The organism is Halomonas campaniensis (assembly GCF_014193375.1).
GTDB classification, from domain to species: Bacteria; Pseudomonadota; Gammaproteobacteria; order Pseudomonadales; family Halomonadaceae; genus Halomonas; species Halomonas campaniensis.
Genome location: NZ_JACHZF010000026.1, coordinates 22,092 through 44,231 on the forward strand (window position 1 = coordinate 22,092; position 22,140 = coordinate 44,231).

Here is a 22,140-nt window from a genome sequence, read left to right on the forward strand (position 1 = left end):
CACCGACACCGGAGCCCCGTCTTGAACCTTGCCGACGCCCTCTACCAGCTGACGCCCTCCCCCACCCTGCTGCTGCTGATCATCGCCGCCATCGCCCTGGTCGAGTCCCTGGCCCTGGTGGGGCTGCTGGTGCCGGGGGTGCTGCTGATCACCGCCGCCGCCTCCCTGGCCGGCCACCAGGAGCTGGCGCTGCCGGCCATCATCCTCGCCGCCTTCCTGGGCGCGGTGATCGGCGACGGCGCCAGCTTCCTGCTCGGCTATACCCAGCACGAACGCGTCACCCGGCTGTGGCCGCTCTCCCGCCACCCGGAGTGGCTGGCCCGGGGCGCGCGCTTCTTCCAGCGCTACGGCACCCTGTCGGTGTTCTTCGGGCGCTTCGTCGGGCCGGTGCGTCCGGTGGTGCCGATGATCGCCGGCATGCTCAGGATGTCCCCCCGGGCCTTCACCTGGGCCAACCTGGCGTCGGCGGCCCTGTGGGCGCCCGCCTACGTGCTGCCGGGCTACCTACTGGGCCGCACCTGGCAGCAGCTGCTGGACGTGCCGCCCGGCGTGCAGGCCTGGCTGGTGGCGCTGGCCGGCCTGCTGGTGGCGCTGGCGGTGGTGTTCTCCTGGCTGCGCCAGCAGGTCACCCGCACCGGGCGCGTCTACCGGCTGCTGGCCATCGGCGCGCGGCGCCATCCGGTGATGCGGCGCCTGTGGCTGGCCCAGAGCGCCCGCGGCCAGGGCGAGGTCCCGCTGGCCAGCTGGCTGCTGCTGGTCCTCACCCTGGGCGGCCTCTCGGGCTGGACCCTGCTGGTGATCCACCAGCACGGGCCGCTGCCCATGGACCTGCGCCTGCAGGCGCTGTTCGCCGCGCTGGCCACCCCCTGGCTGACCCACCTCGGCGAGGCGCTGGCCCGGGCGGGCGACCGGCTCGGCGTGCTGGCGCTGGTGCTGCCCTGGGCGGGCTGGCTGCTGTGGCGTCGCCACCTGGCCGCCTTCGCCCATCTCGCCGCGGGCCTGGGCGGCATCGCCGCCCTGAACACGCTGGGCAAGGTGCTGGTCGGGCGCGCCCGTCCCGACACCCCGGAGTACCTCGCCGGCTCGCTGGCCTACCCCAGCGGCCATACCTCGACCATGGTGGTGCTGGCCGGCATGGCGGCGGCCTTCGTTGCCCGGGAGCTGCCCCACGCGCAGCGCCACTGGGTCTACTGGGGGGGGATCCTGCTGGTGGTGCCCATGGCACTCTCCCGGCTGGTGATCGGGGTCCACTGGCTCAGCGACCTGGTGGGCGGCGCCCTGCTGGGCCTGGTGGTCTGCGCCCTGGTGCAGCTCGCCTGGCAGGCCAGGCCCCGGGGCCGGCTGGCGCCCTGCCCCTGGGCCTGGCTGACCGCCGGCTCGCTGGCGCTGGTGGCCGCGCGCATCGCCTGGCTGCCGCCCGTCTAGCGCCGCCACCTATCATCCCAGGGCCAGCCAGATCCCGACGCCGACCATCAGGGTGCCGGCGATGCGGTTGAGCAGGCGCACGTTGCCGTCCTCGCCCAGCACCCGGCGCAGGCCGCGCCCGCCGGCGGCGTAGAGCAGCAGGCAGAGAAACTCGATGGCCAGGATGATCGTGATCAGCACCCCCAGCTGGCCGGCGAGGGGCCGCGAGGCCTCGAGGAAGGGGGGCAGCAGCGCGACGAAGAAGGCCCAGCCCTTGGGGTTGGCCACCGCCGTGACGAAGCCCTGCAGGGCCAGCTGGCCGCGGCCGGCCGGGGCCAGCTCGACCCGCTCCAGGGGAATCGCCATGCGCCCCCGGGAGCGCCACATCATCACGCCGAGATAGCCCAGGTAGCCGCCACCGACCCACTTGAAGAGCGCGAACAGCTCCGGCTGGCGCAGCATCAGGGTGGCCACCCCGGCCCCCGCGGCGGCGGCCACCAGCCCCACCCCGACCAGCTCGCCGGCCATCATCCACAGGGTGCGCCGAACGCCCTGGGTCATGCCCAGCACCATGGAGAGGGTCATGCACATGCCCGGGGTCAGCGACACGAACAGGAAGGTCGGCACGAACACCGACAGCAGGGACAGCTTGATCATCGGCACGGCCTCATCCGTGAGTCATCGGCAGGGTGGAACGGCAGGAAGCCCGGGGCTCACTCCCCCCAGCGCGGCATGAGCCGGTGCTCGATGCCCAGCTGGTTGAGGATGCGCGCCACGATGAAGTCGACCAGGTCCTCGACCGAGCGCGGCTGGTGGTAGAAGCCCGGCGCGGCGGGCAGGATCACCGCCCCCATGCGCGTCAGCGCCAGCATGTGCTCCAGGTGGATCGCCGAGAAGGGGGTCTCGCGGGGCACCAGGATCAGCCGGCGGCGCTCCTTGAGGGCCACGTCGGCGGCGCGCTCGATCAGGTTGTTGCTGGCCCCCGTGGCCACCGCGGAGAGGGTCCCGGTGGAGCAGGGGCAGATCACCATGGAGGATGGCGCCCCGGAGCCGGAGGCCACCGGCGCCATCCAGTCCTCGCGGCCGAAGCAGCGGACCTGGCCGGGGCGGGCGCCGCTGCGCCGGATGAGCGCCTCGGCGAGCCGTTCGGGCCGGGCCGGCAGCGCGACGTCGGTCTCGGTGGCGATCACCAGGTGGGCCGCCTTGGAGATCATCACCCAGACCTCATGGCCCGCCGCCACCAGCGCCTCGATCAGCCGCAGGCCGTACTGGGCACCGGAGGCCCCGGTCAGCGCCACAGTCACCGGGGGATGGAAGCGCGCCGCCTGCCGTACCTCAGCCATGGGCCACCTCCAGGGCGGCGATCAGCTTGTCGTGGATGCCGCCGAAGCCGCCGTTGGACATCACCACGATGCGGTCGAGGGGCCGCGCCTCCTCGACCAGCGCGGCCACCAGGGCCTCGAGGTCCTGCTCGAGACGCGCCGGCACCGGGCTCGCCTCCAGCAGCGGCGCCAGCGACCAGTCCAGCCCCGGCGGCTGGTACCAGAAGGCCGCGTCCGCGGCGGCCACGCTCGCGGCCAGCCGGTCGCGCAGGGTACCCAGGCGCATGGTGTTGGAGCGCGGCTCGATCACCGCCAGCAGCCGCCCGCGGGCGGTGGCGGCACGCAGCCCCTCCAGGGTGGCGGCGATGGCCGTGGGGTGGTGGGCGAAGTCGTCGATCACCTGGATGCCGGCCACCTCGCCGCGCAGCTCCTGGCGGCGACGCGGGGTCTCGAAGCGGGCCAGGGCCGCCGCGCCGCGGGCCAGGTCGACCCCGCAGGCGTGGGCGGCGGCCAGGGCCGCCAGGCCGTTACGGGCGTTGTAGGCACCGGTCAGCGGCCAGTCGACCACGGCATCCTCGTCGACGCTCCCCGCGCCCTCACCCTCCTGATGGATCACCCGGAAGCGCGAGGCGTCGTCGCGCTCGAGCTCGAGCCGCCAGGGGCTCTCCGCGGCGCTGCCGAAGCGCGCCACCGGTGTCCAGGCCCCCATGGCCAGCACCCGGTCGAGGGCCGGCTCGCCGTCGGCCACCAGCAGCCGCCCCCGGCCGGGCACGGTGCGCACCAGGTGGTGAAACTGCCGCTCGATGGCGGCCAGGTCATCGAAGATGTCGGCGTGGTCGAACTCGAGGTTGCCCAGCACCGCGATCTCGGGGCGGTAGTGCACGAACTTGGAGCGCTTGTCGAAGAAGGCGGTGTCGTACTCGTCGGCCTCCACCACGAAGGGGGCGTCGTGGGCGCCGAGGCGCGCCGAGACGCCGAAGTTGCGCGGCACCCCGCCGATCAGGAAGCCCGGCGAGAGTCCCGCCGACTCCAGCAGCCAGGCGGTCATGCTGGCCGTGGTGGTCTTGCCGTGGGTGCCGGCCACGGCGATCACCCGCCGCCCGGGAAGCACCGCCTCGGCCAGCCACTGGGGGCCGGAGACGTAGGGCAGCCCCAGGTCCAGCACCGCCTCCACCTCGGGGTTGCCCCGCGACAGCGCATTGCCGATCACCACCCGGTCCGGGCGCGGCACGAGGTTGTCCGCCGAGTACCCCTCGCACAGGCTGATGCCGGCCTCCTCGAGCTGGGTGCTCATGGGCGGATAGACATTGGCATCCGAGCCGCTGACCGTGTGGCCCAGCTCGCGGGCCAGCAGCGCCAGGCTGCCCATGAAGGTGCCGCAGATGCCGAGGATATGAAGGTGCATGGAGTCTCTCCGACTGCGTCGTGACGCCGCGGGGCGCGGCTGCGGGGTGTGGCGAGACTAGCATGGCGCCACCGCGGCGCTCCAGCCGGCGGCGTCGCTGCCCGGCCACAGGGAGGCTTGGGCCGGCGGCCCGCGCAGATGCAGCCCCAGGCGCTTTCGGCTAGAATCCCACGACTTTCGTCCCCCCATCCCCCGACCAGACGCGACCAGGAGCAGGAAAGCCCCATGGCCAAGCACAATGCCTTCTACGCCCAGTCCGGCGGCGTCACCGCCGTGATCAATGCCAGCGCCTGCGGCGTGATCGAGGCCTGCCGCCGCCACCCGGACCAGATCGGCAAGGTCTATGCCGGCCACAACGGCATCATCGGCGCCCTCACCGAGGACCTGATCGACGTCAGCCAGGAATCCGACGAGGCCATCGCCGCGCTGCGCCACACGCCGGGCGGTGCCTTCGGCTCCTGCCGCTACAAGCTCAAGGACATCGAGTCCCACCGCGCCCAGTACGAGCGGCTGATCGAGGTGTTCCGCGCCCACGATATCCGCTACTTCTTCTACAACGGCGGCGGCGACAGCGCCGACACCTGCCTCAAGGTCTCGCAGCTCTCCGAGAAGCTCGGCTACCCGCTGACCGCCATCCACGTGCCCAAGACCGTGGACAACGACCTGCCGATCACCGACAACTCCCCGGGCTTCGGCAGCGTGGCCAAGTACATCGCCACCTCCACCCTGGAGGCCTCCCTGGACATCGCCTCCATGTGCGCCACCTCCACCAAGGTGTTCGTGCTCGAGGTGATGGGCCGCCACGCCGGCTGGATCGCCGCCGCCGGCGCCCTGGCCGGCCGGGGCGAGGGCGAGCCGCCCCACCTGGTGATCTTCCCCGAGGTGGCCTTCAACCGCGAGGCGGTGATGGCGCGGGTCGATGAGGCGGTCAAGAACTACGGCTACTGCGTGATCGTGGTCTCCGAGGGCGCCCGCTACGAGGACGGCACCTTCCTGGCCGACTCCGGCAACACCGATGCCTTCGGCCACCGCCAGCTGGGCGGCGTGGCCCCGACCCTGGCCGGCATGGTCAAGCAGGACCTGGGCTACAAGTACCACTGGGCCGTGGCCGACTACCTGCAGCGGGCCGCCCGCCACCTGGCGTCCCGGACCGACGTGGAGCAGGCCTACGCCGTGGGCGAGAAGGCCGTGGAGCTGGCCATCGAGGGCAAGAACTCCATGATGCCGGCGATCAAGCGGGTCTCCGACAATCCCTACAGCTGGACCATCGAGCCGGCCCCGCTGGCCGAGGTCGCCAACCGCGAGAAGTTCATGCCCCGCGAGTACATCCGCGAGGATGGCTTCGGCATCACCGAGGCCTGCCGCCAGTACCTCTCGCCGCTGATCCAGGGCGAGGACTTCCCGCCCTTCGAGAACGGCCTGCCCAAGGTGGCGCACCTCAAGCTGGCCCGGGTCGAGCGCAAGCTGCCGGAGTTCAAGATCTAGGCGCCGAGCGCCGAGCAGGATGGTATTCGCCGCACAGTAGACGTCTACAAGAAGCCCCGCTGGATTCTCGATCCGACGGGGCTTCTCACTTTCTTCCTGAACACCTGTCGCCCGTCACCAAGCAGCTTGGCGCTAGGCGCTCGCAGCTGGGCGCTGCCCTATCTCAATAACCAGGAGAGCACCAGCAGCAGCAGCAGGATGCCCGCCACCCCCTGCCAGAAGTGGGCCGTGTCACGCCGCCGGCCACCCTGCGCGTCGCCGCGTGCGGCGCCGGCCGGCTGGCGCAGGGCATGGCGGAATTCCGACATGCGCCGGAAGCGCAGCGAACGCTGGGGATCCAGGGCGCGGCGCAGGGCCTCGTCCATCGCCGGGGTCACCTCCGGGTTGCGGGTCCGCGCACTGCGGTAGACCAGCTGCTCCAGGTCGGTATGGCTGCGCAGCCGGTTGGGGGTCAGCTCGTAGGGCAGCTCCCCGGTCAGCAGCCAGTAGACGGTGGACGCCAGGGAGTACTGGTCGCTGCGCCGGCCGATCTCGTCGTCCAGGGCATACTCCGGCGCGCTGTGCTCGGTGAGTCCCACCTGCCGGGCGAGCTCCCGGGCGGCCTTGTGGTTGCTGCCGTCGCGCATCCGGCAGGCGCTGAAGTCGGTCAGCACCACCTGGCCGTGGCGGTCGATCAGCACGTTGCCGGGATGGATCTGCTGGTGGAGCAGGTCGCGGTGGTGCAGCGCCTGGACCGCCTTGCCGAGCTGGTTGGCGATGTCCAGCCGCTGCACCAGGCTGGCCTGGGGATGCCGCCGCGCCCACTCGGCCAGGGTCTCCCCCTCGACGTAGGCCATCAGGTAGTAGAGATAGCGGCGCGGCCGTGACGGCTCCATGATGCGCACCACGAAGGGCGACTTGACCCGCTCCACCACCCACTGCTGCAGCAGGAAGTGCTCCAGGTAGGCGTTGCGGGTGGAGAGCTCCGGGCTCGGCGCCTTCATCACCATCTCGCGCTCGGTATGGGCATCGCGGACCCGGTAGACCCGCGACTGGGCGGTGCGCGACAGCACCGCCTGCACCTCGAGACCATCCAGGCGATCCCCCGGCGAGAGCTCGGGCGGGATCGGCAGGTCGCCGTAGGGGCGTCCCGGCATGTCGGGCTGCTCGTCGGGCAGCTCGTCGATGCGCACCAGCTGGAAGCAGAACTGCTCGGCGCCGTAGCCGCGGGACTGGGCGCGCTGCACCGCCGCCTCGGCCAGGCGGTCGCAGGCGGCGTTGAGGTCGCTGGCATCCTGGCGGATCAGCTGCACGTACTCCGACGGCATCAGGGTGCCGAGCACCGCCTGCGTGGTGAACAGGAAGATGTCGCCCTGCTTGAGCGGCACCTGCACGTAGTCGATGTCGATGCTGACGTCCATGCCCAGCGCCCGGGAGGGGTAGCGGTAGCCGCCCAGGTCCGTGACGTGGTCGCGGGTCAGCTGCTCGAACTCGGCGCCGCGCAGGCGAAACACCAGGGTATCGCCCAGGTGGAAGAGGTGGGCCTCGCGGCAGCGATAGACCATGGCGGAGAGCGACGAGACGAAGCTGCCCTCGGCCACGAACTGGCTCTGGCTGTAGCACCAGCCGTTGAGGGCGCGCAGCACCCGGGTGGCCGAGGTCTTGACGTCCCAGTGGTCGGGGGTCGAGTAGTAGTCGGCCAGGAAGCCCCGCACGCTGAGGTCGCCGGCCTGCTTGGCGATGGCGTTGCGCGAGGTGGAGTCACTGATCAGGGCGCTGGCGCCCTTGGCATTGAGCAGCGCCGGCTCCGGAAAGCGCACCGACATGGAACTGCGGTGGTGGCGCCGATCCGGGGCCACGAAGGCCTGACCGTAACTCAATGAAAGCTGCGCAGATGCCAAGTCGTTCTCCTCGATCCGAAGCCTCGACGATCGCCACGCCCCCGGCCTGCGGGCGCCGACCGTTCCCGTGGCGGCCCATGATACACTCGTGGCGCGATGCCGGGGTGTCAACGAAAGACGCAGAGGCGGCCGACGCCCCTCGGCACCTATGTCGCATTGGTAATCCCCTCGGCGGCTCCGTATAATTCGGCGGATTTTTTCGGCAATCCGATTCGCCAGGCCTGACTTTTTGCCAACCCAAGGAAGCGACGATGAACTTCGACAACATCCCCGCCGGCAAGGACCTCCCCAACGACGTCTACGTGGCGATCGAGATCCCGGCCAACCACGCCCCGATCAAGTACGAGATCGACAAGGACATGGGGGCGCTGCTGGTCGACCGTTTCATGGCCACCCCGATGTTCTACCCGGCCAACTACGGCTTCATCCCGCACACCCTGGCCGACGATGGCGATGCGCTGGACGCCCTGGTGGTCACCCCCTACCCGGTGGCCCCCGGCAGCATCATCCGCGCCCGCCCGGTCGGTATCCTCAACATGACCGACGAGGCCGGCGAGGACGCCAAGCTGGTCTGCGTGCCCCACTCCAAGCTCTCCAGCCTCTACGATGACGTCCAGGAGGTCACCGACCTGCCCGAGCTGCTTCGCCAGCAGATCGCCCACTTCTTCGAGAACTACAAGGATCTCGAGAAGGGCAAGTGGGTGAAGGTGGAGTCCTGGGAAGGCGCCGAGGCCGCCCGCAAGGCCATCGAGAAGGCGGTCGCCGCCCACGAGAAGGCCTGACCGGGCCGCCCTACGGGGCGGGGTCAGCCAATGACGACGGGCCGCCCCAGGGGCGGCCCGTCGCGTTTTCGATGGGGGCGGGTCACTCGGTCGTGGCGGCCTCCTCCGCCACCTCGTCGGCCAGGGCCTCCGGGGCCGCGTCCGGCTCGGCCAGCGCCTCGGGCGGTGGCGCCACGTCCGCATCGTCGCTCTGCTCCACCTCCACCACCGGCGGCTCGACCGGCGCCGGCGGCGCCTCGTCGGGAGCGGCGGGTGGCGACGGCAGCGCCTCCAGCCGCTCGGCCAGCGCCGAGGCCGCGTCACGGGCGCGGATCACGTGGTGGGCCATCACCAGGGAGTGGTTGGCGAACGGGCCGAAGCCCGAGCCGTTGAGCACCAGCGGGCTCCACAGCCGCCGCTGGGTCATCGCCAGCTCGGCGATCAGCCGCTCCCAGGCCGCATCGGCGCCCGCCTCGGCCAGCACGTCCGCCTGGTCGCGGTGCACCCCTTCCAGCAGGTGCAGCAGGCCCCAGCCGGTGCCGCGGGCCTCGAAGAAGATATCGTCGACCCGATGCCAGGGCGTGCGCGGCGGCAATGCATCGGCATCCACGTCGAGCCCGCGCAGGGCGCCGCGCTGCCCCACGCTCGCCGAGAGCCGCAGCCCCAGGTCGTCGAGGCGCTCGGCGACGCCGGCCAGCCAGGCGGCCAGCCCCAGGCCCGCGACCAGGCCCGCCGGGTCGGGCTCGCCCAGGGTGGCCAGGTAGGCGTCGAGGGCCTCCACGGCCTCCTCGAGGCGCTGCTCGGTAGACGGGTAGAACCAGTCGCGGTCGTCGCCCATCAGACGCTCGGAGGCGACCTCCAGGGCGTCCGGGGAGCCCGCCGTCATGCCCGGCAGGGCACGGGCCAGGTCGCGGGCCTGGTTCAGCACGCCCAGCTCCCAGTGGGGCATGTTGTCGAGCCACAGCCCCGGTGGGGCGATGTCGTTGCGCAGGTAGCCCCCCGGCTTGTCGAGCAGGGTGGCGACCGTGGCCGCCAGGGTCGCGGTGGTCACGGCGCCCCGGGCCGCGGGCTCGAGGGCAGCCTCGCCGCGCCGCTCCAGGGTGGCCTGCTCCACGTCGAAGGGGGCCGGCGCCTGGCTCCACCAGATCCCCAGCCCCACGGTGACCACCAGGTAGAGCCCCAGCAGGGTCAGCAGCGGCTTCCAGATCCAGCCGTACTGGGGACGCTCCAGCACCTCGTTGCTCCTGCGGCGCCTGGCGCCGGCCTTGCCCATCCAAGCCATGTCGATGTTTCCCTGTCCGTGGCCAGCGGAGTGAAGGAGTGCGACAATGTAGCGCAGCGCCATCACCCGGCGGCGGTAAAATGCCTTCGCTTCCTGCGATATCCTAGCACTGACCCTCGCCCGTCGGTCACCCGGCTCGGCCACCCCCGAAGCGGAACCGCGCACCGACGCGACGGGTCAGACATCGAGACCCGCCCATGGACCAAGGAAACGGATGCCCGTGTTGACCGCCAGACGCCTCGCCATGCTGTTCTGCCTGATGCTGCTGCCGCTCACCGGCCAGGCGCAGTGGTTCTCCTCCTCCAACAGCTCCGAATTCCTGCCGGTGCTGGAGGCCTTCCAGCCCGACGCCTGGCACGACGGCGAGACCCTCTACGTGGGGGTCGAGGTCACGCCCGAGCACTACCTCTATCGCCACCAGTTCGCGGTGGCGTCCGACGACGCGACCCTCGGCGAGCCCGAGATCCCCCAGGGGGAGTTCACCAGCGACGAGTTCCTCGGCGACGTCTACGTGTTCCGCGAGACCGTGGTCTTCGAGGTACCCATCGAGGGGGGCGCCAGCGGCGTGCTGCCGGTGACGATGACCTTCCAGGGCTGCGCCGATGCCGGCCTCTGCTACCCGCCCGAGCGGGTCGACCTCGAGGCCGCCGAGCGCTCGGCGCCGGCCGCCTTCGCCGGCTGGCGGGCCGATGGCGGCGACGGCAGCGCGGGAGGCGACGCCGCGGGGACGGACAGCGCCTCCTCGTCCCTCGCGCCCCAGAGCGACGATGGCCGCTTCAGCGCCCTCATGGCCGACGCCAGCCTGCCCCTGGCGCTGGGCCTGTTCTTCCTCGCCGGCCTGGGCCTGACCTTCACGCCCTGCGTGCTGCCCATGGTGCCGATCCTCTCCTCGATCATCGTCGGCCAGAACCCCACCCGGCCCCGCGCCTTCGCGCTCTCCGCCAGCTACGTGGGCGGCATGGCCCTCACCTACGCGGCGGTGGGGGTGCTGATGGGCCTGTTCGGCGCCGGGCTCAACCTGCAGGCCCGCCTGCAGTCGGCCCCGGTGCTGATCACCTTCGCGGTACTCTTCGCCCTCTTCGCCCTGGCGATGTTCGGCGCCTTCGAGCTGCGCATGTCGTCGCGGCTCTCCGGACGCATCGATGCCTGGCAGGCCCGCGCCCAGCGCAGCGGCCCGGGCGGGCTGGCGCTGGCCGGCGCGCTCTCGGTGCTGGTGGTCTCCCCCTGCGTCTCGGCGCCCCTGGCCGGCGCCCTGGTGTTCATCTCCACCACCGGCGACGCCCTGATGGGCGGGGCCGCCCTGCTCGCCCTCGGGCTCGGCATGGGCGTGCCGCTGCTGCTGGTGGGCACCTTCGGCACCACCCTGCTGCCGCGCACCGGGGCCTGGATGAACGGCGTCAAGATCGCCTTCGGCATCCTGATGCTGGGGGTGGCCATCTGGCTGGTCGAGCGCCTGCTGCCCGCCAGCGTGGCCCTGCTGCTGTGGGCCGCACTGGCCATCGGCAGCGCCCTGGCGCTGGGCGCCATGACCGTCAACCAGGCACAGGGCTGGCCGCGGGTGCGCCAGGCCGCCGGCCTGCTGCTGCTCGCCTGGGGCGTCGCCCTGGTGCTGGGCGCCGCCGGCGGCGCCACGGACCTGCTGCGCCCGCTGGCCCACCTCGGCAGCGGCGGCGGGGCCACGGCCGAACCCGCCGAGGTCACCACCGTGGAGAGCCTCGATGGGCTCCAGCGGGCCCTGGCCTCGGTCAGTGACGGCCGCCCCGCCTTCGTGCACTTCACCGCCGACTGGTGCATCTCGTGCAAGCAGATGGAGCGCCAGGTCTATCCCTCCCCGCAGGTGGCCGAGCCGCTGTCGGCCTTCGCCCGCATCAATGTCGATGTCACCGCGACCAACGACATCAGCCGCGAACTGCTGGACCACTTCGGCCTCTTCGGCCCCCCCAGCCTGCTGTTCTTCGACGGCCAGCAGGAGCTCCGCGATGCCCGCATCCAGGGCGAGGTGCGTGCCGCCGGACTGGCCAGCCACCTCGATGGCGTGCTTGACTGGCTGGGTGGTCGCCGGGGCTGAGCCCCCGCCGAGATGCCGCGAACGTCGTCAAACGCACGTTTAACTGCGGGGTTCGAACGGCGTTCTCCGCGAGGCTGGACATCCTCCATGATTTTCGGCAAACTCCGGCGTCAACCCCTTTTCAGAGGCCGATAGACGCGCCAAGAGACGCTATCTTGCCGCGATCTATTGAAAGTTGGCTCGGGTTGACAGCGTCCCGGGCCAACCGCCAACCACCGAACCCAAGCGATCGGGACAACGTCATGGATATCCGCAAGGTCAAGAAGCTGATCGAGCTGCTCGAAGAGTCGAACATCAGCGAAATCGAGATCCAGGAAGGCGAGGAGTCGGTGCGCATCAGCCGTCACCCCAACGGCGGCAGCTGGCAGCCCGCCATGCCCCAGGGCTATGCCGCACCGGCGCCCCAGGCCCAGGCCGCCCCGGCACCCGCCGCTGCCGCCGAGCCGGCCGCCGACGACGCCCCCACCTTCCGTGGCCAGGCGGTGACCTCGCCAATGGTCGGCACCTTCTATCGCTCCCCGGCCCCGGGCTCCAAGCCCTTCATCGAGGTGGGCTCCAGCGTCAAGAAGGGCGATACCGTGTGCATCGTCGAGGCGATGAAGATGATGAACCAGATCGAGGCCGACCGCGACGGCGTGGTCGAGGCGATCCTGGTCGAGGATGGCGAGCCGGTCGAATATGACCAGCCGATGATCGTGATCGCCTGATCACCGCTGTCCTCCCCATTCACCCGACACTGGCGGATTCATCATGCTGGACAAGGTACTCATCGCCAATCGCGGCGAGATCGCCCTGCGTATCCTGCGCGCCTGCAAGGAGCTGGGCATCAAGACGGTGGCGGTCCACTCCAAGGCCGACCGCGAGCTGATGCACGTGCGCCTGGCCGACGAGGCCGTGTGCATCGGCCCGGCGCCCTCGGCGCAGTCCTACCTCAACATCCCGGCGCTGATCAGTGCCGCCGAGGTCACCGACTCCAGCGCCATCCACCCCGGCTACGGCTTCCTCTCCGAGAACGCCAACTTCGCCGAGCAGGTCGAGCGTTCGGGCTTCACCTTCATCGGCCCCCGCGCCGAGACCATTCGCCTGATGGGCGACAAGGTCAGCGCCATCGAGTCGATGAAGAAGGCCGGCGTTCCCACGGTGCCGGGCTCCGACGGACCGCTGCCGGAGGATGACGAGGGCGAGATCGTCGCCATCGCCCGGCGCATCGGCTACCCGGTGATCATCAAGGCCGCTGCCGGCGGCGGCGGGCGCGGCATGCGCGTGGTGCACACCGAGGCCCACCTGCTCTCGGCGGTTAACGTGACCCGCACCGAGGCCCACTCAGCCTTCGGCGACGGCACCGTCTACATGGAGAAGTTCCTCGAGAACCCGCGCCACGTGGAGGTCCAGGTGCTGGCCGACGGCCAGGGCAACGCCATCCACCTCTATGACCGCGACTGCTCGCTGCAGCGCCGCCACCAGAAGGTGATCGAGGAGGCCCCCGCCCCGGGCATCGACGAGACCGCCCGCGCCGAGGTGCTCGAGGCGTGTCGCCAGGCCTGCATCACCATCGGCTACCGCGGCGCCGGCACCTTCGAGTTCCTCTACGAGGATGGCGAGTTCTTCTTCATCGAGATGAACACCCGCGTCCAGGTGGAGCACCCGGTCACCGAGATGGTCACCGGCGTCGACATCGTCCGCGAGCAGCTGCGCATCGCCTCCGGCCTGCCGCTGTCGATCTCCCAGGACGAGGTCAAGCTCGCCGGCCACGCCTTCGAGTGCCGCATCAACGCCGAGGATGCCCGCACCTTCATGCCCTCCCCCGGCAAGGTGACCCTCTACCACCCGCCCGGCGGCCTGGGTGTGCGCATGGACTCCCACGTCTACACCGGCTACACGGTGCCGCCCCACTACGATTCGCTGATCGGCAAGCTGATCACCTGGGGCGCCGACCGCGAGACCGCGCTGACCCGCATGCGCGTGGCCCTGGACGAGCTGCTGGTGGAGGGCATCAAGACCAACACCGACCTGCACAAGGACCTGGTCCGCGACGGCTACTTCCAGCAGGGTGGGGTCAATATCCACTACCTGGAGAAGAAGCTGGGGCTCTGAGCCCTGGATCGCCGATACTGGTCGGCCCGGAGTGCCGCATGGCTCGGGGCTGATCCGGCGGCAGGCCTGTTCGGGGGCGCTGTGAACCCCTCCCTGGGCGCTACCGACGCCATCCCTGGCGTAGGACCCCCTCCAAGCCTGCCCCCGGCGCCCCTCACCGCCGAGCCAAGCCATTATTCCAGGCCGCATCGACACTGCCGTGCGGCCTTTTCATTCCTGAGCCACCACGGGAACCCTTATGCCCTGGCTGCAACTCAAGGCCCGGATCGCCCCGGAACAGGCCGAGACCCTCGAGGAGCTGCTGCTCGCCGAGGGCGCCACCGCCATCACCCTGCAGGACGCCCACGACGACCCGGTCTTCGAGCCCGAGCGCGGCACCACCCCGCTGTGGCACGAGACGGTGCTCACCGGCCTCTACGACGACCTCGAGGGGGTCGACGCCATGCTCGAGCGGGTGCGCCAGGCCTGGGCCGTCGAGACGCCCGAGGAGCCCTGCCCCGAGATCGAGGTCGAGCTGCTGGCCGACCGCGACTGGGAACGCGAGTGGATGGATGACTTCCAGCCGCTGCAGATGGGCGAGCGGCTGTGGATCGTGCCGAGCTGGCACGAGCCGCCGGAGCCCGGCGCCGTCAACCTGCACCTGGACCCGGGGCTGGCCTTCGGCACCGGCACCCACCCCACCACGGCGCTCTGCCTGGCCTGGCTGGATGGTCTCGCCATCAGCGACGCCCTCGACGGCCAGGCGGTGCTCGACGTCGGCTGCGGCTCGGGGATACTGGCCATCGCCGCCCTCAGGCTCGGGGCACAACGGGCCACCGGCACCGATATCGACCCCCAGGCGCTGCAGGCGAGCCGCGACAACGCCGAGCGCAACGCGGTGGACGAGGCGGCCTTCCGGGTCTGCTATCCCGAGCAGCTCGACGATGCCGAGCGCTTTCCCATCGTGGTGGCCAATATCCTCGCTGGCCCCCTGGTGGAGCTGGCACCGATGATCGCCGGCCACGTCGCCCCCGGCGGCCGGCTGGCACTCTCCGGCATCCTCGAGGCCCAGGCCGAGGAGGTGCTGGAGGCCTACCGCGCCCAGAGACTGCGCATGGACGAGCCGGTGACGCGCGAGGGCTGGGTGCGCCTCAGCGGCCGCCGGCCCAGTTGAGCGTGAGCGCGGGCAAACGTGAGCGCGGGCCCCGGGAGGGGGCCGCGTCGGCAACCTCGTCCTGCCACTTCAATCGGACCCGCGGGGGGCGTATGATATGGCCCCCTTTCCAGCCACCAGACAGCGCCATGCCCGACTCTCGTCCCCTGCCCCGGATCGGTCGCCATGAACTGCCCAACCGGGTGATCCTGGCGCCCATGGCCGGCGTCACCGATCGCCCCTTCCGCCAGCTCTGCCGGCGGCTGGGCGCGGGCCTGGTGGTGGGCGAGATGGTCACCTCGGACCCCAGCCTGTGGCATACCCGCAAGTCACGGCTGCGCATGGACCATCGCGGCGAGCCCGGCCCCCGGGCGGTGCAGATCGCCGGCGGAGATGCCGAGATGCTCGCCGAGGCGGCGCGACTCAACGCCGCCCAGGGCGCCGAGATCATCGACATCAACATGGGCTGTCCCGCCAAGAAGGTGTGCAACAAGGCCGCCGGCTCCGCCCTGCTGCGCGACGAGGCGCTGGTGGCCGAGATCCTCGAGGCGGTGGTGGCCGCGGTAAAGGTGCCGGTGACCCTGAAGATCCGCACCGGCTGGTGTGCCGACAGCAACAACGGGGTGCGCGTGGCACGGCTGGCCGAAGCCGCCGGCATCCAGGCGCTGGCGGTCCATGGCCGCCACCGCCAGCAGCGCTACACCGGCCACGCCGAGTACGACACCATCGCCGCCATCAAGGCCGCGGTGTCGATTCCGGTGTTCGCCAACGGCGATATCGATTCTGCCGAGAAGGCCGCCCGCGTCCTCGACTATACTGGGGCGGATGCGGTGATGGTCGGCCGCGGCGCCCAGGGCAACCCCTGGATCTTCCGCGAGATCGACCACTACCTGCGCCACGGGGAGCCCCTCGCTCCCCCGGCCGACGAGGAGCGCGCCGCCGTGCTGCGCGCCCATCTCGCGGCCCTGCACGATTTCTATGGCGAGCACATGGGCGTGCGCATCGCGCGCAAGCACGTCGGCTGGTACCTGGCCGGCGACGGCCGCCTGGACGAGGCCGCCAGGCGTGCCCTCAGGGGCACCTTCAACGGCCTGGAATGCCCGAACGCCCAGCAGCGCTTCATTGACGAACTGTTTCGTCATGCCCCCGCCGAGGCCACCGAGCCCGTGGCGGCCCGCGTGACGTCGAAAGGAACCCGAGCCGCATGACCAGCCAAGCCTTCCCCCAGCATCCCGACCTGTCGGGCAGCCGTCGCGACCTGGCCGGCGAGGGCCAGGAGCGTCCCCTGGCGGGCACGTCCGGGCAGCAGCCGCTGCGCGAGGCGGTGGATGGCGCCATGCGCCGCTACTTCGCCCACCTGGACGGCGGGGAGGTCACCGGGCTCTACGCCATGGTGATGGCCGAGGTCGAGGCGCCGCTGCTCGCCGCCGTCCTCGACCACACCCAGGGCAACCAGACCCGCGCCGCCGAGATGCTCGGCCTCAACCGCGGCACCCTGCGCAAGAAGCTCAAGCAGTATGACCTGATCTGACCCGAATCCAGCGAAGGGAGCCCGAGGGCTCCCTTCCGCGTGTCGGCCCATGCCCGGCACGGCACCGATCCCCGCCCCGTTCCTTCATGCCAGCAGAGAGTGATCCCATGGCCCAAGCCTCCCCCACCCCGGTCCGCCGCGCGCTGATCAGCGTCTCCGACAAGACCGGCATCGTCGACTTCGCCCGCGGGCTGTCCGAGCGCGGCGTCGAGCTACTCTCCACCGGCGGTACCTTCCGCCTGCTCCAGGAGAACGGCATCGCGGTCACCGAGGTCTCCGAGCACACCGGCTTCCCCGAGATCATGGACGGCCGGGTCAAGACCCTGCACCCGAAGATCCACGGCGGCATCCTGGGGCGCCGCGGCCAGGACGACGCGGTGATGGCCGAGCACGACATAGCGCCCATCGACATGGTGGTGGTCAACCTCTACCCCTTCGCCCAGACCGTGGCGAAGCCGGACTGCACCCTCACGGATGCTATCGAGAACATCGACATCGGCGGCCCCACCATGGTGCGCGCCTGCGCCAAGAACCACGCCCACACCACCATCGTGGTGGACGCCGGCGACTACGCCCGGGTGCTGGGCGAGATCGCCGCCCAGGACGGTGCGGTGAGTGACGCCACCCGCTTCGACCTGGCGGTGAAGGCCTTCGAGCATACCGCCGGCTACGACGCCGCCATCGCCGACTACCTGGGCCAGCGGGTGCCCGGCGGCGAGGACGGCTTCCCGCGCACCTACAACCTGCAGTTCGAGAAGAAGCAGGCCATGCGCTACGGCGAGAACCCGCACCAGAGCGCCGCCTTCTACGTCGAGGCCGATGCCAGCGAGCCCAGCGTGGCCACCGCCGTACAGCTCAACGGCAAGGCGCTCTCCTTCAACAACGTCGCCGACACCGATGCCGCCTTCGAGTGCGTCAAGGCGTTCACCGATACCGCCTGCGTGATCGTCAAGCACGCCAACCCCTGCGGCGTGGCGGTAGGTGCCACGGCCGTCGAGGCCTACGACAAGGCCTTCGCCACCGACCCCACCAGCGCCTTCGGCGGCATCATCGCCTTCAATGTGCCGCTGGATGCCGAGACCGCCCGCGCCATCATCGACCGCCAGTTCGTGGAGGTGATCATCGCCCCCGGGGTGGCGGCCGAGGCCGCCGAGATCGTCGCCGAGAAGCAGAACGTGCGCCTGCTCGACGTGGGCCAGCACTGGCCCGGCGAGCGCCAGCACGCCCACGACCTCAAGCGCGTCACCGGCGGCCTGCTGGTGCAGGATCGCGACCTGGGCATGGTCGGCCGCGACGAGCTCACCGTGGTCACCGAACGGGTGCCCACCGAGCAGGAGATGCGCGACCTGGCCTTCGCCTGGAAGGTGGCCAAGTACGTCAAGTCCAACGCCATCGTCTACGCCAAGGATGGCCAGACCATCGGCGTCGGCGCCGGCCAGATGAGCCGCGTCTACTCGGCGAAGATCGCCGGCATCAAGGCCGCCGACGAGGGCCTCTCGGTGCCCGGCTCGGTGATGGCCAGTGACGCCTTCTTCCCCTTCCGTGACGGCATCGACGCCGCCGCCGCCGCCGGCATCGCCGCGGTGATCCAGCCCGGCGGCTCCATGCGCGATCAGGAGGTGATCGACGCCGCCAACGAGGCGGGCATCGCCATGGTGTTTACCGGCATGCGCCACTTCCGCCACTGACGCCTGCGGCGAGCCGCAAGGCACAAGCGGCACGCCACAAGCAAGAACCCCACCGGGCCTCGGGCGCGGTGGGGTTCTTCGGTTGTGGGCCTTGGGGTCTAGCTAGATGTAGGAGGCCGGCTCTGCCGGGCGACAGGAGGCCGAAGGCCTCCCTGCGGCAGTCAATCGATGCATATCCAAACCATCGGGCGCCTGACGGCGCCAGTCGCGCAACAAGTTGCCCTCCTACCGCATCAGCTCTGCGCTATCAGCCCAGATCGATGCAGAGGTACTTGGTCTCGAGAAACTCCTCGAGCCCCTGGTGGCCGCCCTCGCGGCCGAGGCCGGACGCCTTGACCCCGCCGAAGGGGGCGGCGGCGTTGGAGATCAGGCCGGTGTTGATGCCCACCATGCCGTACTCCAGGGCGTCGGCGACGCGCCACACGCGGCCCAGGTCGCGGGAGTAGAAGTAGGCGGCGAGGCCGTACTCGGTGTCGTTGGCCATCTCCACCGCGCTCTCCTCGTCATCGAAGGGGAACACCGCGGCCAGCGGACCGAAGGTCTCCTCGTGGGCCACCTTCATGCTGGCGTTGGCGAAGCTGACCAGGGTCGGCGAGAAGAAGTTGCCGCCCAGCGGGTGCGGGTGGCCGCCCAGCAGCAGCTCGGCGCCGTGGTTCACGGCATCCTGGACGTGCTCGCTGACCTTGGCCACCGCGTTCTCGTCGATCAGCGGGCCGATGTTGATGCCGGCCTGGGTGCCGTCGCCCACCTTCAGCTCGCTGTTCATGGCCACGGCGAGCTTCTCGCAGAAGGCGTTGACCACGCTGGACTGCACCAGGAAGCGGTTGGTGCAGACGCAGGTCTGGCCGGCGTTGCGGAACTTGGCGGCCATGGCGCCCTCCACCGCGGCGTCGAGGTCGGCGTCCTCGAAGACGATGAACGGCGCGTTGCCGCCAAGTTCCAGGGAGATCTTCTGGATGTGCCGGGCGGCATTGGCCATCAGCTCGCGGCCCACCTCGGTGGAACCGGTGAAGGTGATCTTGCGGACCAGCGGCGACTCGGTCATGGCCGCGGCGATCTCGCTGGCCCGGCCCGGCACCACGTTGAACACCCCGCGCGGCACGCCGGCACGCTCGGCCAGCAGCGCCAGCGCGGTGGCCGAGAACGGGGTCTGGCTGGCCGGCTTGCAGACGATGGTGCAGCCGGCGGCCAGGGCCGCGCCCGCCTTGCGGGTGATCATCGCCGCCGGGAAGTTCCACGGGGTGATGGCGCCGACCACGCCCACCGGCTGCTTGGTGACCACGATGCGCTGGTTGGCCTTGGCGGGGGGAATGGTCTCGCCGTAGACGCGCCGCGCCTCCTCGGCGAACCAGCGCAGGAAGCTCGCCGCGTAGGCGATCTCGCCGGCGGCCTCCTTGAGCGGCTTGCCCTGCTCGAAGGTCATGATCATCGCCAGGTCGTCCTGGTGTTCGAGCATCAGGTCGTGCCACTTCATCAGGATGTCGGCGCGCTCCTGGGCAGTCAGCGCCTTCCAGGCCGGCAGGGCCGCGTGGGCGGCCTCGATGGCGCGCTCGCTTTCGGCGCGGCCCAGGCGCGGCACGTCGCCCATGGGCTCACCGGTGGCCGGGTTGACGACCTTGATCTGCTCGCCGCTGTCGGCGGCGACCCAGCTGCCGTCGATGTAGGCGAAGGGACAGTAGAGCTGCGTTTCCTTGAGGGCTTCCATGAGGGTCTCCTGACCGCAATGCGGTGTTGTTATGGGGATAGGCAAGCAAGAGCGTGGCGGGGCCGGGTCATCGGCTGCCGGCCCCGTCGTCGGGCACCATGACGTCATCGAGCACGGCGGGGGCCATCGGCTCGACCATGGCCGTGAGGAGCGCCAGCACCAGCACCAGGGCGATGGCCAGCCAGCAGAAGGCGCGCCCGATGTAGCGTTCGGGCTCGCGGCGAATCTGTCGCAGTCCCACCAGGGCCATCAGCGCGGCGGCCAGGTTCAGCGGCACCAGGCTTCCCTGCAGCAGCAGGGCGAAGAGTGCCGTGACGATGGCGGCCATGGCCCACGGGGAATAGCGTCGGCGTGCGGGGGAACGAGTGGCGTTGTCGCCGTCCAAGCAAGGCTCCCGATATCAGTGGGCTTCGAAGCTGCCCCCCATGCTAAGCGCAAAGACCCCGATGCTCCAAGCACCGGGGTCGGGTATCGCGCGCTTTTCCGCGACAGGGGCTAGCGGCGAGGCTCCCGCGTGGCGGAGAGGGTGACCGAGACGGAATCGGCGAAGCGCAGGGCGTGGGGCTTGTCGATCTCCACCTGGGCGGTGAGCACCGGCTCGTGGGCCATCACCAGGTCGAGCACCTCGCGGGTCATGCGCTCCAGCAGCAGGAAGCGGTTCTCCTCCACGTGGGCGATCACCTGCTTGGTGATGGTGCGATAGTTCAGCGCCTGCTCGATATGGTTGAAGGCCACGGCCTTGTCGGCCCGGTAGCGGATGACCGCGTTGATCACCACGTCCTGGCGGTTCTTGATCTCCTCCTCCTTGATGCCGATGTAGGTGCGCAGGCGGAGGTTCTTGATGCGAATGGTCGCCAGGTCGTGGTCGAAGTGCTGGTCGTCGATGGCATGCAGCGGCATGGCGATCTCCTTGGATGGCGTGACTCAGCGCCCGTTGATCAGGGTCAGGAACTCCTGGCGGGTCGACTGGTTCTCCCGGAAGGCCCCCAGCATCACCGAGGAGGTCATGCTCGAGTTCTGCTTCTCGACCCCGCGCATCATCATGCACATGTGCTTGGCCTCGATCACCACCGCCACGCCGCGGGCCTCGGTGACCCGCTGCACCGCCTCGGCGATCTGGCGGGTGAGGTTCTCCTGGATCTGCATGCGCCGGGCGTACATGTCGACGATGCGGGCGAACTTGGAGAGACCCAGCACCCTGCCGCGGGGCAGGTAGGCGATGTGGCAGCGGCCGATGAAGGGCAGCAGGTGGTGCTCGCACATGGAGTAGAGCTCGATGTCCTTGACCAGCACCATCTCGTCGGTCTCGGACTCGAAGACTGCCCCGTTGACGATCTCCTCCAGCGACTGCACGTAGCCGCGATTGAGGAACTGCATCGCCTTGGCGGCGCGCTTCGGCGTGTCGCGCAGGCCCTCACGCTCCGGGTCCTCGCCCAGGGCGAGGATGATCTGCCGGTAGTGGTTGGCGAGTTCTTCGGTCATCGTGGGGGCCCCATCGGTTGTCGTCATGCGGCATGGCCCTGTCGGGTCGGCGGAGCCGACATGGCCGGGTATCGGACCGTCGCAACGGCCATTCATGTACAGAAGATATACAAGAAATTGACCTTGTACAATATCAATCCTCGGGAACCCTGCATTCTAGCGCATGGCTCCCGCCGGCGCAGGCCCCCTCCGCGGCCGCCACCCGCGCCGCAGGATGGACAGGCCGGGCCCCACCACGTGACAACCTGCCGCACTCCCCCGCCCCCTGCGCTGCCTGAAGCTCACTCCGCTGTGCTAGAATCGGAGCCTCTCATGCTGTGCCACGTCACCTCTTCTCGAGAGCCCGACATGATCAAGACCCCCAAGACACTGCTGCTGGCCGCCCTGCTGATGCCCTCCCTGGCCTTCGGCGCGAGCCTCGAGCTGCCCGCCGATGCCCGGATCGAGGTGCAGGCCATCGACAGCCTGACGCTGGACCGGGACGAACCGCGCCGTGACGACATCCTGATGCGCCCGGTGGCCGATGGCCGCGGCTCCCACCAGCTGCCGGACCACTGCGTGATGATCGGCGACGCCCGCCTGGAAGGCGAACGCCTGCGCGTGACCACCAAGGCCGTCACCTGCATCGCCACCGACGGCGCCGACAGCGACATCTACAGCGGCGAGATGTCCTCCGCCGCCTACGAGGCCGACGGCAGCTACGGCGTGGCGGTCTGCCAGGATGGCCGCTGCGAGCTGGCCCCCGACCACGGCTTCGAGCTGCGCCTGGCCAGCGACCTGGTGATAGAGGAGCAGGAGAACCCCTCCGCCCAGATCAACGAGCAGCGCCGCCAGGCCGACGGCGCCGGCGCGACCAACCCGCTTTCCGAGTAGCCCGACCCCGACCGGTAACCGCGGCAGC

At 70.4% G+C, this 22,140-nt stretch carries 20 protein-coding genes; 11 read left to right on the top strand and 9 right to left on the bottom strand.

Going from position 1 to position 22,140, the window contains the following annotated elements; translation table 11 throughout:
- Window positions 1–21: 21 nt before the first annotated feature.
- Window positions 22–1,425: a bifunctional DedA family/phosphatase PAP2 family protein gene (locus BDK63_RS15430; RefSeq protein ID WP_183333545.1), complete on the top strand. Its 1,404-nt coding sequence runs from the start codon at window positions 22–24 to the stop codon at window positions 1,423–1,425.
- A gap of 12 nt (window positions 1,426–1,437) precedes the next feature.
- On the opposite strand, the gene BDK63_RS15435 is transcribed toward BDK63_RS15430, so the two are convergent.
- Genes BDK63_RS15435 through mpl form a run of 3 tightly spaced genes read right to left on the bottom strand, consistent with a single transcriptional unit; the run spans window position 1,438 to window position 4,131 of the window.
- Window positions 1,438–2,061: a LysE family translocator gene (locus BDK63_RS15435; protein WP_183333547.1), complete on the bottom strand. Its 624-nt coding sequence runs from the start codon at window positions 2,059–2,061 to the stop codon at window positions 1,438–1,440.
- A 56-nt stretch (window positions 2,062–2,117) separates the two neighbouring features.
- The gene (locus BDK63_RS15440; RefSeq protein ID WP_183333549.1) at window positions 2,118–2,747 is read right to left on the bottom strand and encodes a flavin prenyltransferase UbiX; all 630 of its coding nucleotides are present in this window, start codon (window positions 2,745–2,747) and stop codon (window positions 2,118–2,120) included.
- Window positions 2,740–4,131 carry a UDP-N-acetylmuramate:L-alanyl-gamma-D-glutamyl-meso-diaminopimelate ligase gene (gene mpl / locus BDK63_RS15445; RefSeq protein WP_183333551.1) on the bottom strand — a complete coding sequence of 464 codons (1,392 nt, stop codon included), beginning with the start codon at window positions 4,129–4,131 and terminating at the stop codon, window positions 2,740–2,742. The genes BDK63_RS15440 and mpl overlap by 8 nt, the downstream gene beginning before the upstream one ends.
- 225 nt (window positions 4,132–4,356) lie before the next feature.
- Here mpl and BDK63_RS15450 point away from each other — a divergent pair, with 225 nt between their 5' ends.
- Window positions 4,357–5,616 carry a 6-phosphofructokinase gene (locus BDK63_RS15450; protein ID WP_183333553.1) on the top strand — a complete coding sequence of 420 codons (1,260 nt, stop codon included), beginning with the start codon at window positions 4,357–4,359 and terminating at the stop codon, window positions 5,614–5,616.
- A 158-nt stretch (window positions 5,617–5,774) separates the two neighbouring features.
- On the opposite strand, the gene BDK63_RS15455 is transcribed toward BDK63_RS15450, so the two are convergent.
- A complete protein-coding gene (locus BDK63_RS15455; protein WP_183333555.1) occupies window positions 5,775–7,496 on the bottom strand; it encodes a bifunctional protein-serine/threonine kinase/phosphatase in 1,722 nt (573 codons plus the stop codon).
- 251 nt (window positions 7,497–7,747) lie between these two features.
- Between BDK63_RS15455 and ppa the strand changes: the two genes are divergently transcribed.
- Window positions 7,748–8,278, top strand: coding sequence for an inorganic diphosphatase (gene ppa / locus BDK63_RS15460; RefSeq protein WP_183333557.1), 531 nt, complete (start codon window positions 7,748–7,750; stop codon window positions 8,276–8,278).
- An 82-nt stretch (window positions 8,279–8,360) separates the two neighbouring features.
- Here ppa and BDK63_RS15465 read toward each other — a convergent pair whose 3' ends face one another.
- On the bottom strand, window positions 8,361–9,539 hold the full coding sequence (locus tag BDK63_RS15465) for a DUF2333 family protein (protein WP_221202650.1): 1,179 nt from the start codon (window positions 9,537–9,539) through the stop codon (window positions 8,361–8,363).
- 220 nt (window positions 9,540–9,759) lie between these two features.
- Here BDK63_RS15465 and dsbD point away from each other — a divergent pair, with 220 nt between their 5' ends.
- From dsbD to purH, 7 genes are all read left to right on the top strand, one after another.
- Complete coding sequence (dsbD, locus tag BDK63_RS15470; RefSeq protein WP_183333560.1) at window positions 9,760–11,607, top strand: protein-disulfide reductase DsbD; 1,848 nt, start codon at window positions 9,760–9,762, stop codon at window positions 11,605–11,607.
- A 242-nt stretch (window positions 11,608–11,849) separates the two neighbouring features.
- Window positions 11,850–12,314 carry an acetyl-CoA carboxylase biotin carboxyl carrier protein gene (gene accB, locus BDK63_RS15475; RefSeq protein WP_183333562.1) on the top strand — a complete coding sequence of 155 codons (465 nt, stop codon included), beginning with the start codon at window positions 11,850–11,852 and terminating at the stop codon, window positions 12,312–12,314.
- A gap of 43 nt (window positions 12,315–12,357) precedes the next feature.
- Window positions 12,358–13,701, top strand: coding sequence for an acetyl-CoA carboxylase biotin carboxylase subunit (gene accC / locus BDK63_RS15480; protein WP_183333564.1), 1,344 nt, complete (start codon window positions 12,358–12,360; stop codon window positions 13,699–13,701).
- 238 nt (window positions 13,702–13,939) lie between these two features.
- Window positions 13,940–14,854, top strand: coding sequence for a 50S ribosomal protein L11 methyltransferase (gene prmA, locus BDK63_RS15485; protein WP_183333566.1), 915 nt, complete (start codon window positions 13,940–13,942; stop codon window positions 14,852–14,854).
- A gap of 128 nt (window positions 14,855–14,982) precedes the next feature.
- A complete protein-coding gene (gene dusB / locus BDK63_RS15490) occupies window positions 14,983–16,041 on the top strand; it encodes a tRNA dihydrouridine synthase DusB (protein WP_183333568.1) in 1,059 nt (352 codons plus the stop codon).
- Window positions 16,038–16,364 (top strand): DNA-binding transcriptional regulator Fis, encoded by a 327-nt coding sequence (fis, locus tag BDK63_RS15495; protein ID WP_183333570.1) that lies wholly within the window; start codon window positions 16,038–16,040, stop codon window positions 16,362–16,364. The genes dusB and fis overlap by 4 nt, the downstream gene beginning before the upstream one ends.
- Window positions 16,365–16,471: 107 nt before the next feature.
- On the top strand, window positions 16,472–18,052 hold the full coding sequence (gene purH / locus BDK63_RS15500) for a bifunctional phosphoribosylaminoimidazolecarboxamide formyltransferase/IMP cyclohydrolase (RefSeq protein ID WP_183333572.1): 1,581 nt from the start codon (window positions 16,472–16,474) through the stop codon (window positions 18,050–18,052).
- A 247-nt stretch (window positions 18,053–18,299) separates the two neighbouring features.
- Here purH and BDK63_RS15505 read toward each other — a convergent pair whose 3' ends face one another.
- The 4 genes from BDK63_RS15505 to folE all read right to left on the bottom strand — a co-directional run bounded on the left by BDK63_RS15505 (window position 18,300) and on the right by folE (window position 21,239).
- The gene (locus BDK63_RS15505; protein ID WP_183333574.1) at window positions 18,300–19,757 is read right to left on the bottom strand and encodes an NAD-dependent succinate-semialdehyde dehydrogenase; all 1,458 of its coding nucleotides are present in this window, start codon (window positions 19,755–19,757) and stop codon (window positions 18,300–18,302) included.
- Window positions 19,758–19,824: 67 nt separating this feature from the next.
- Window positions 19,825–20,142, bottom strand: coding sequence for a hypothetical protein (locus BDK63_RS15510; protein WP_183333576.1), 318 nt, complete (start codon window positions 20,140–20,142; stop codon window positions 19,825–19,827).
- Window positions 20,143–20,252: 110 nt separating this feature from the next.
- On the bottom strand, window positions 20,253–20,657 hold the full coding sequence (folX, locus tag BDK63_RS15515) for a dihydroneopterin triphosphate 2'-epimerase (protein WP_183333578.1): 405 nt from the start codon (window positions 20,655–20,657) through the stop codon (window positions 20,253–20,255).
- Window positions 20,658–20,681: 24 nt separating this feature from the next.
- Window positions 20,682–21,239 (bottom strand): GTP cyclohydrolase I FolE, encoded by a 558-nt coding sequence (gene folE, locus BDK63_RS15520; RefSeq protein ID WP_183333580.1) that lies wholly within the window; start codon window positions 21,237–21,239, stop codon window positions 20,682–20,684.
- 348 nt (window positions 21,240–21,587) lie between these two features.
- On the opposite strand from folE, the gene BDK63_RS15525 reads away from it, so the two are divergent.
- Window positions 21,588–22,112 (top strand): hypothetical protein, encoded by a 525-nt coding sequence (locus tag BDK63_RS15525; RefSeq protein WP_183333582.1) that lies wholly within the window; start codon window positions 21,588–21,590, stop codon window positions 22,110–22,112.
- Window positions 22,113–22,140: the final 28 nt, after the last annotated feature.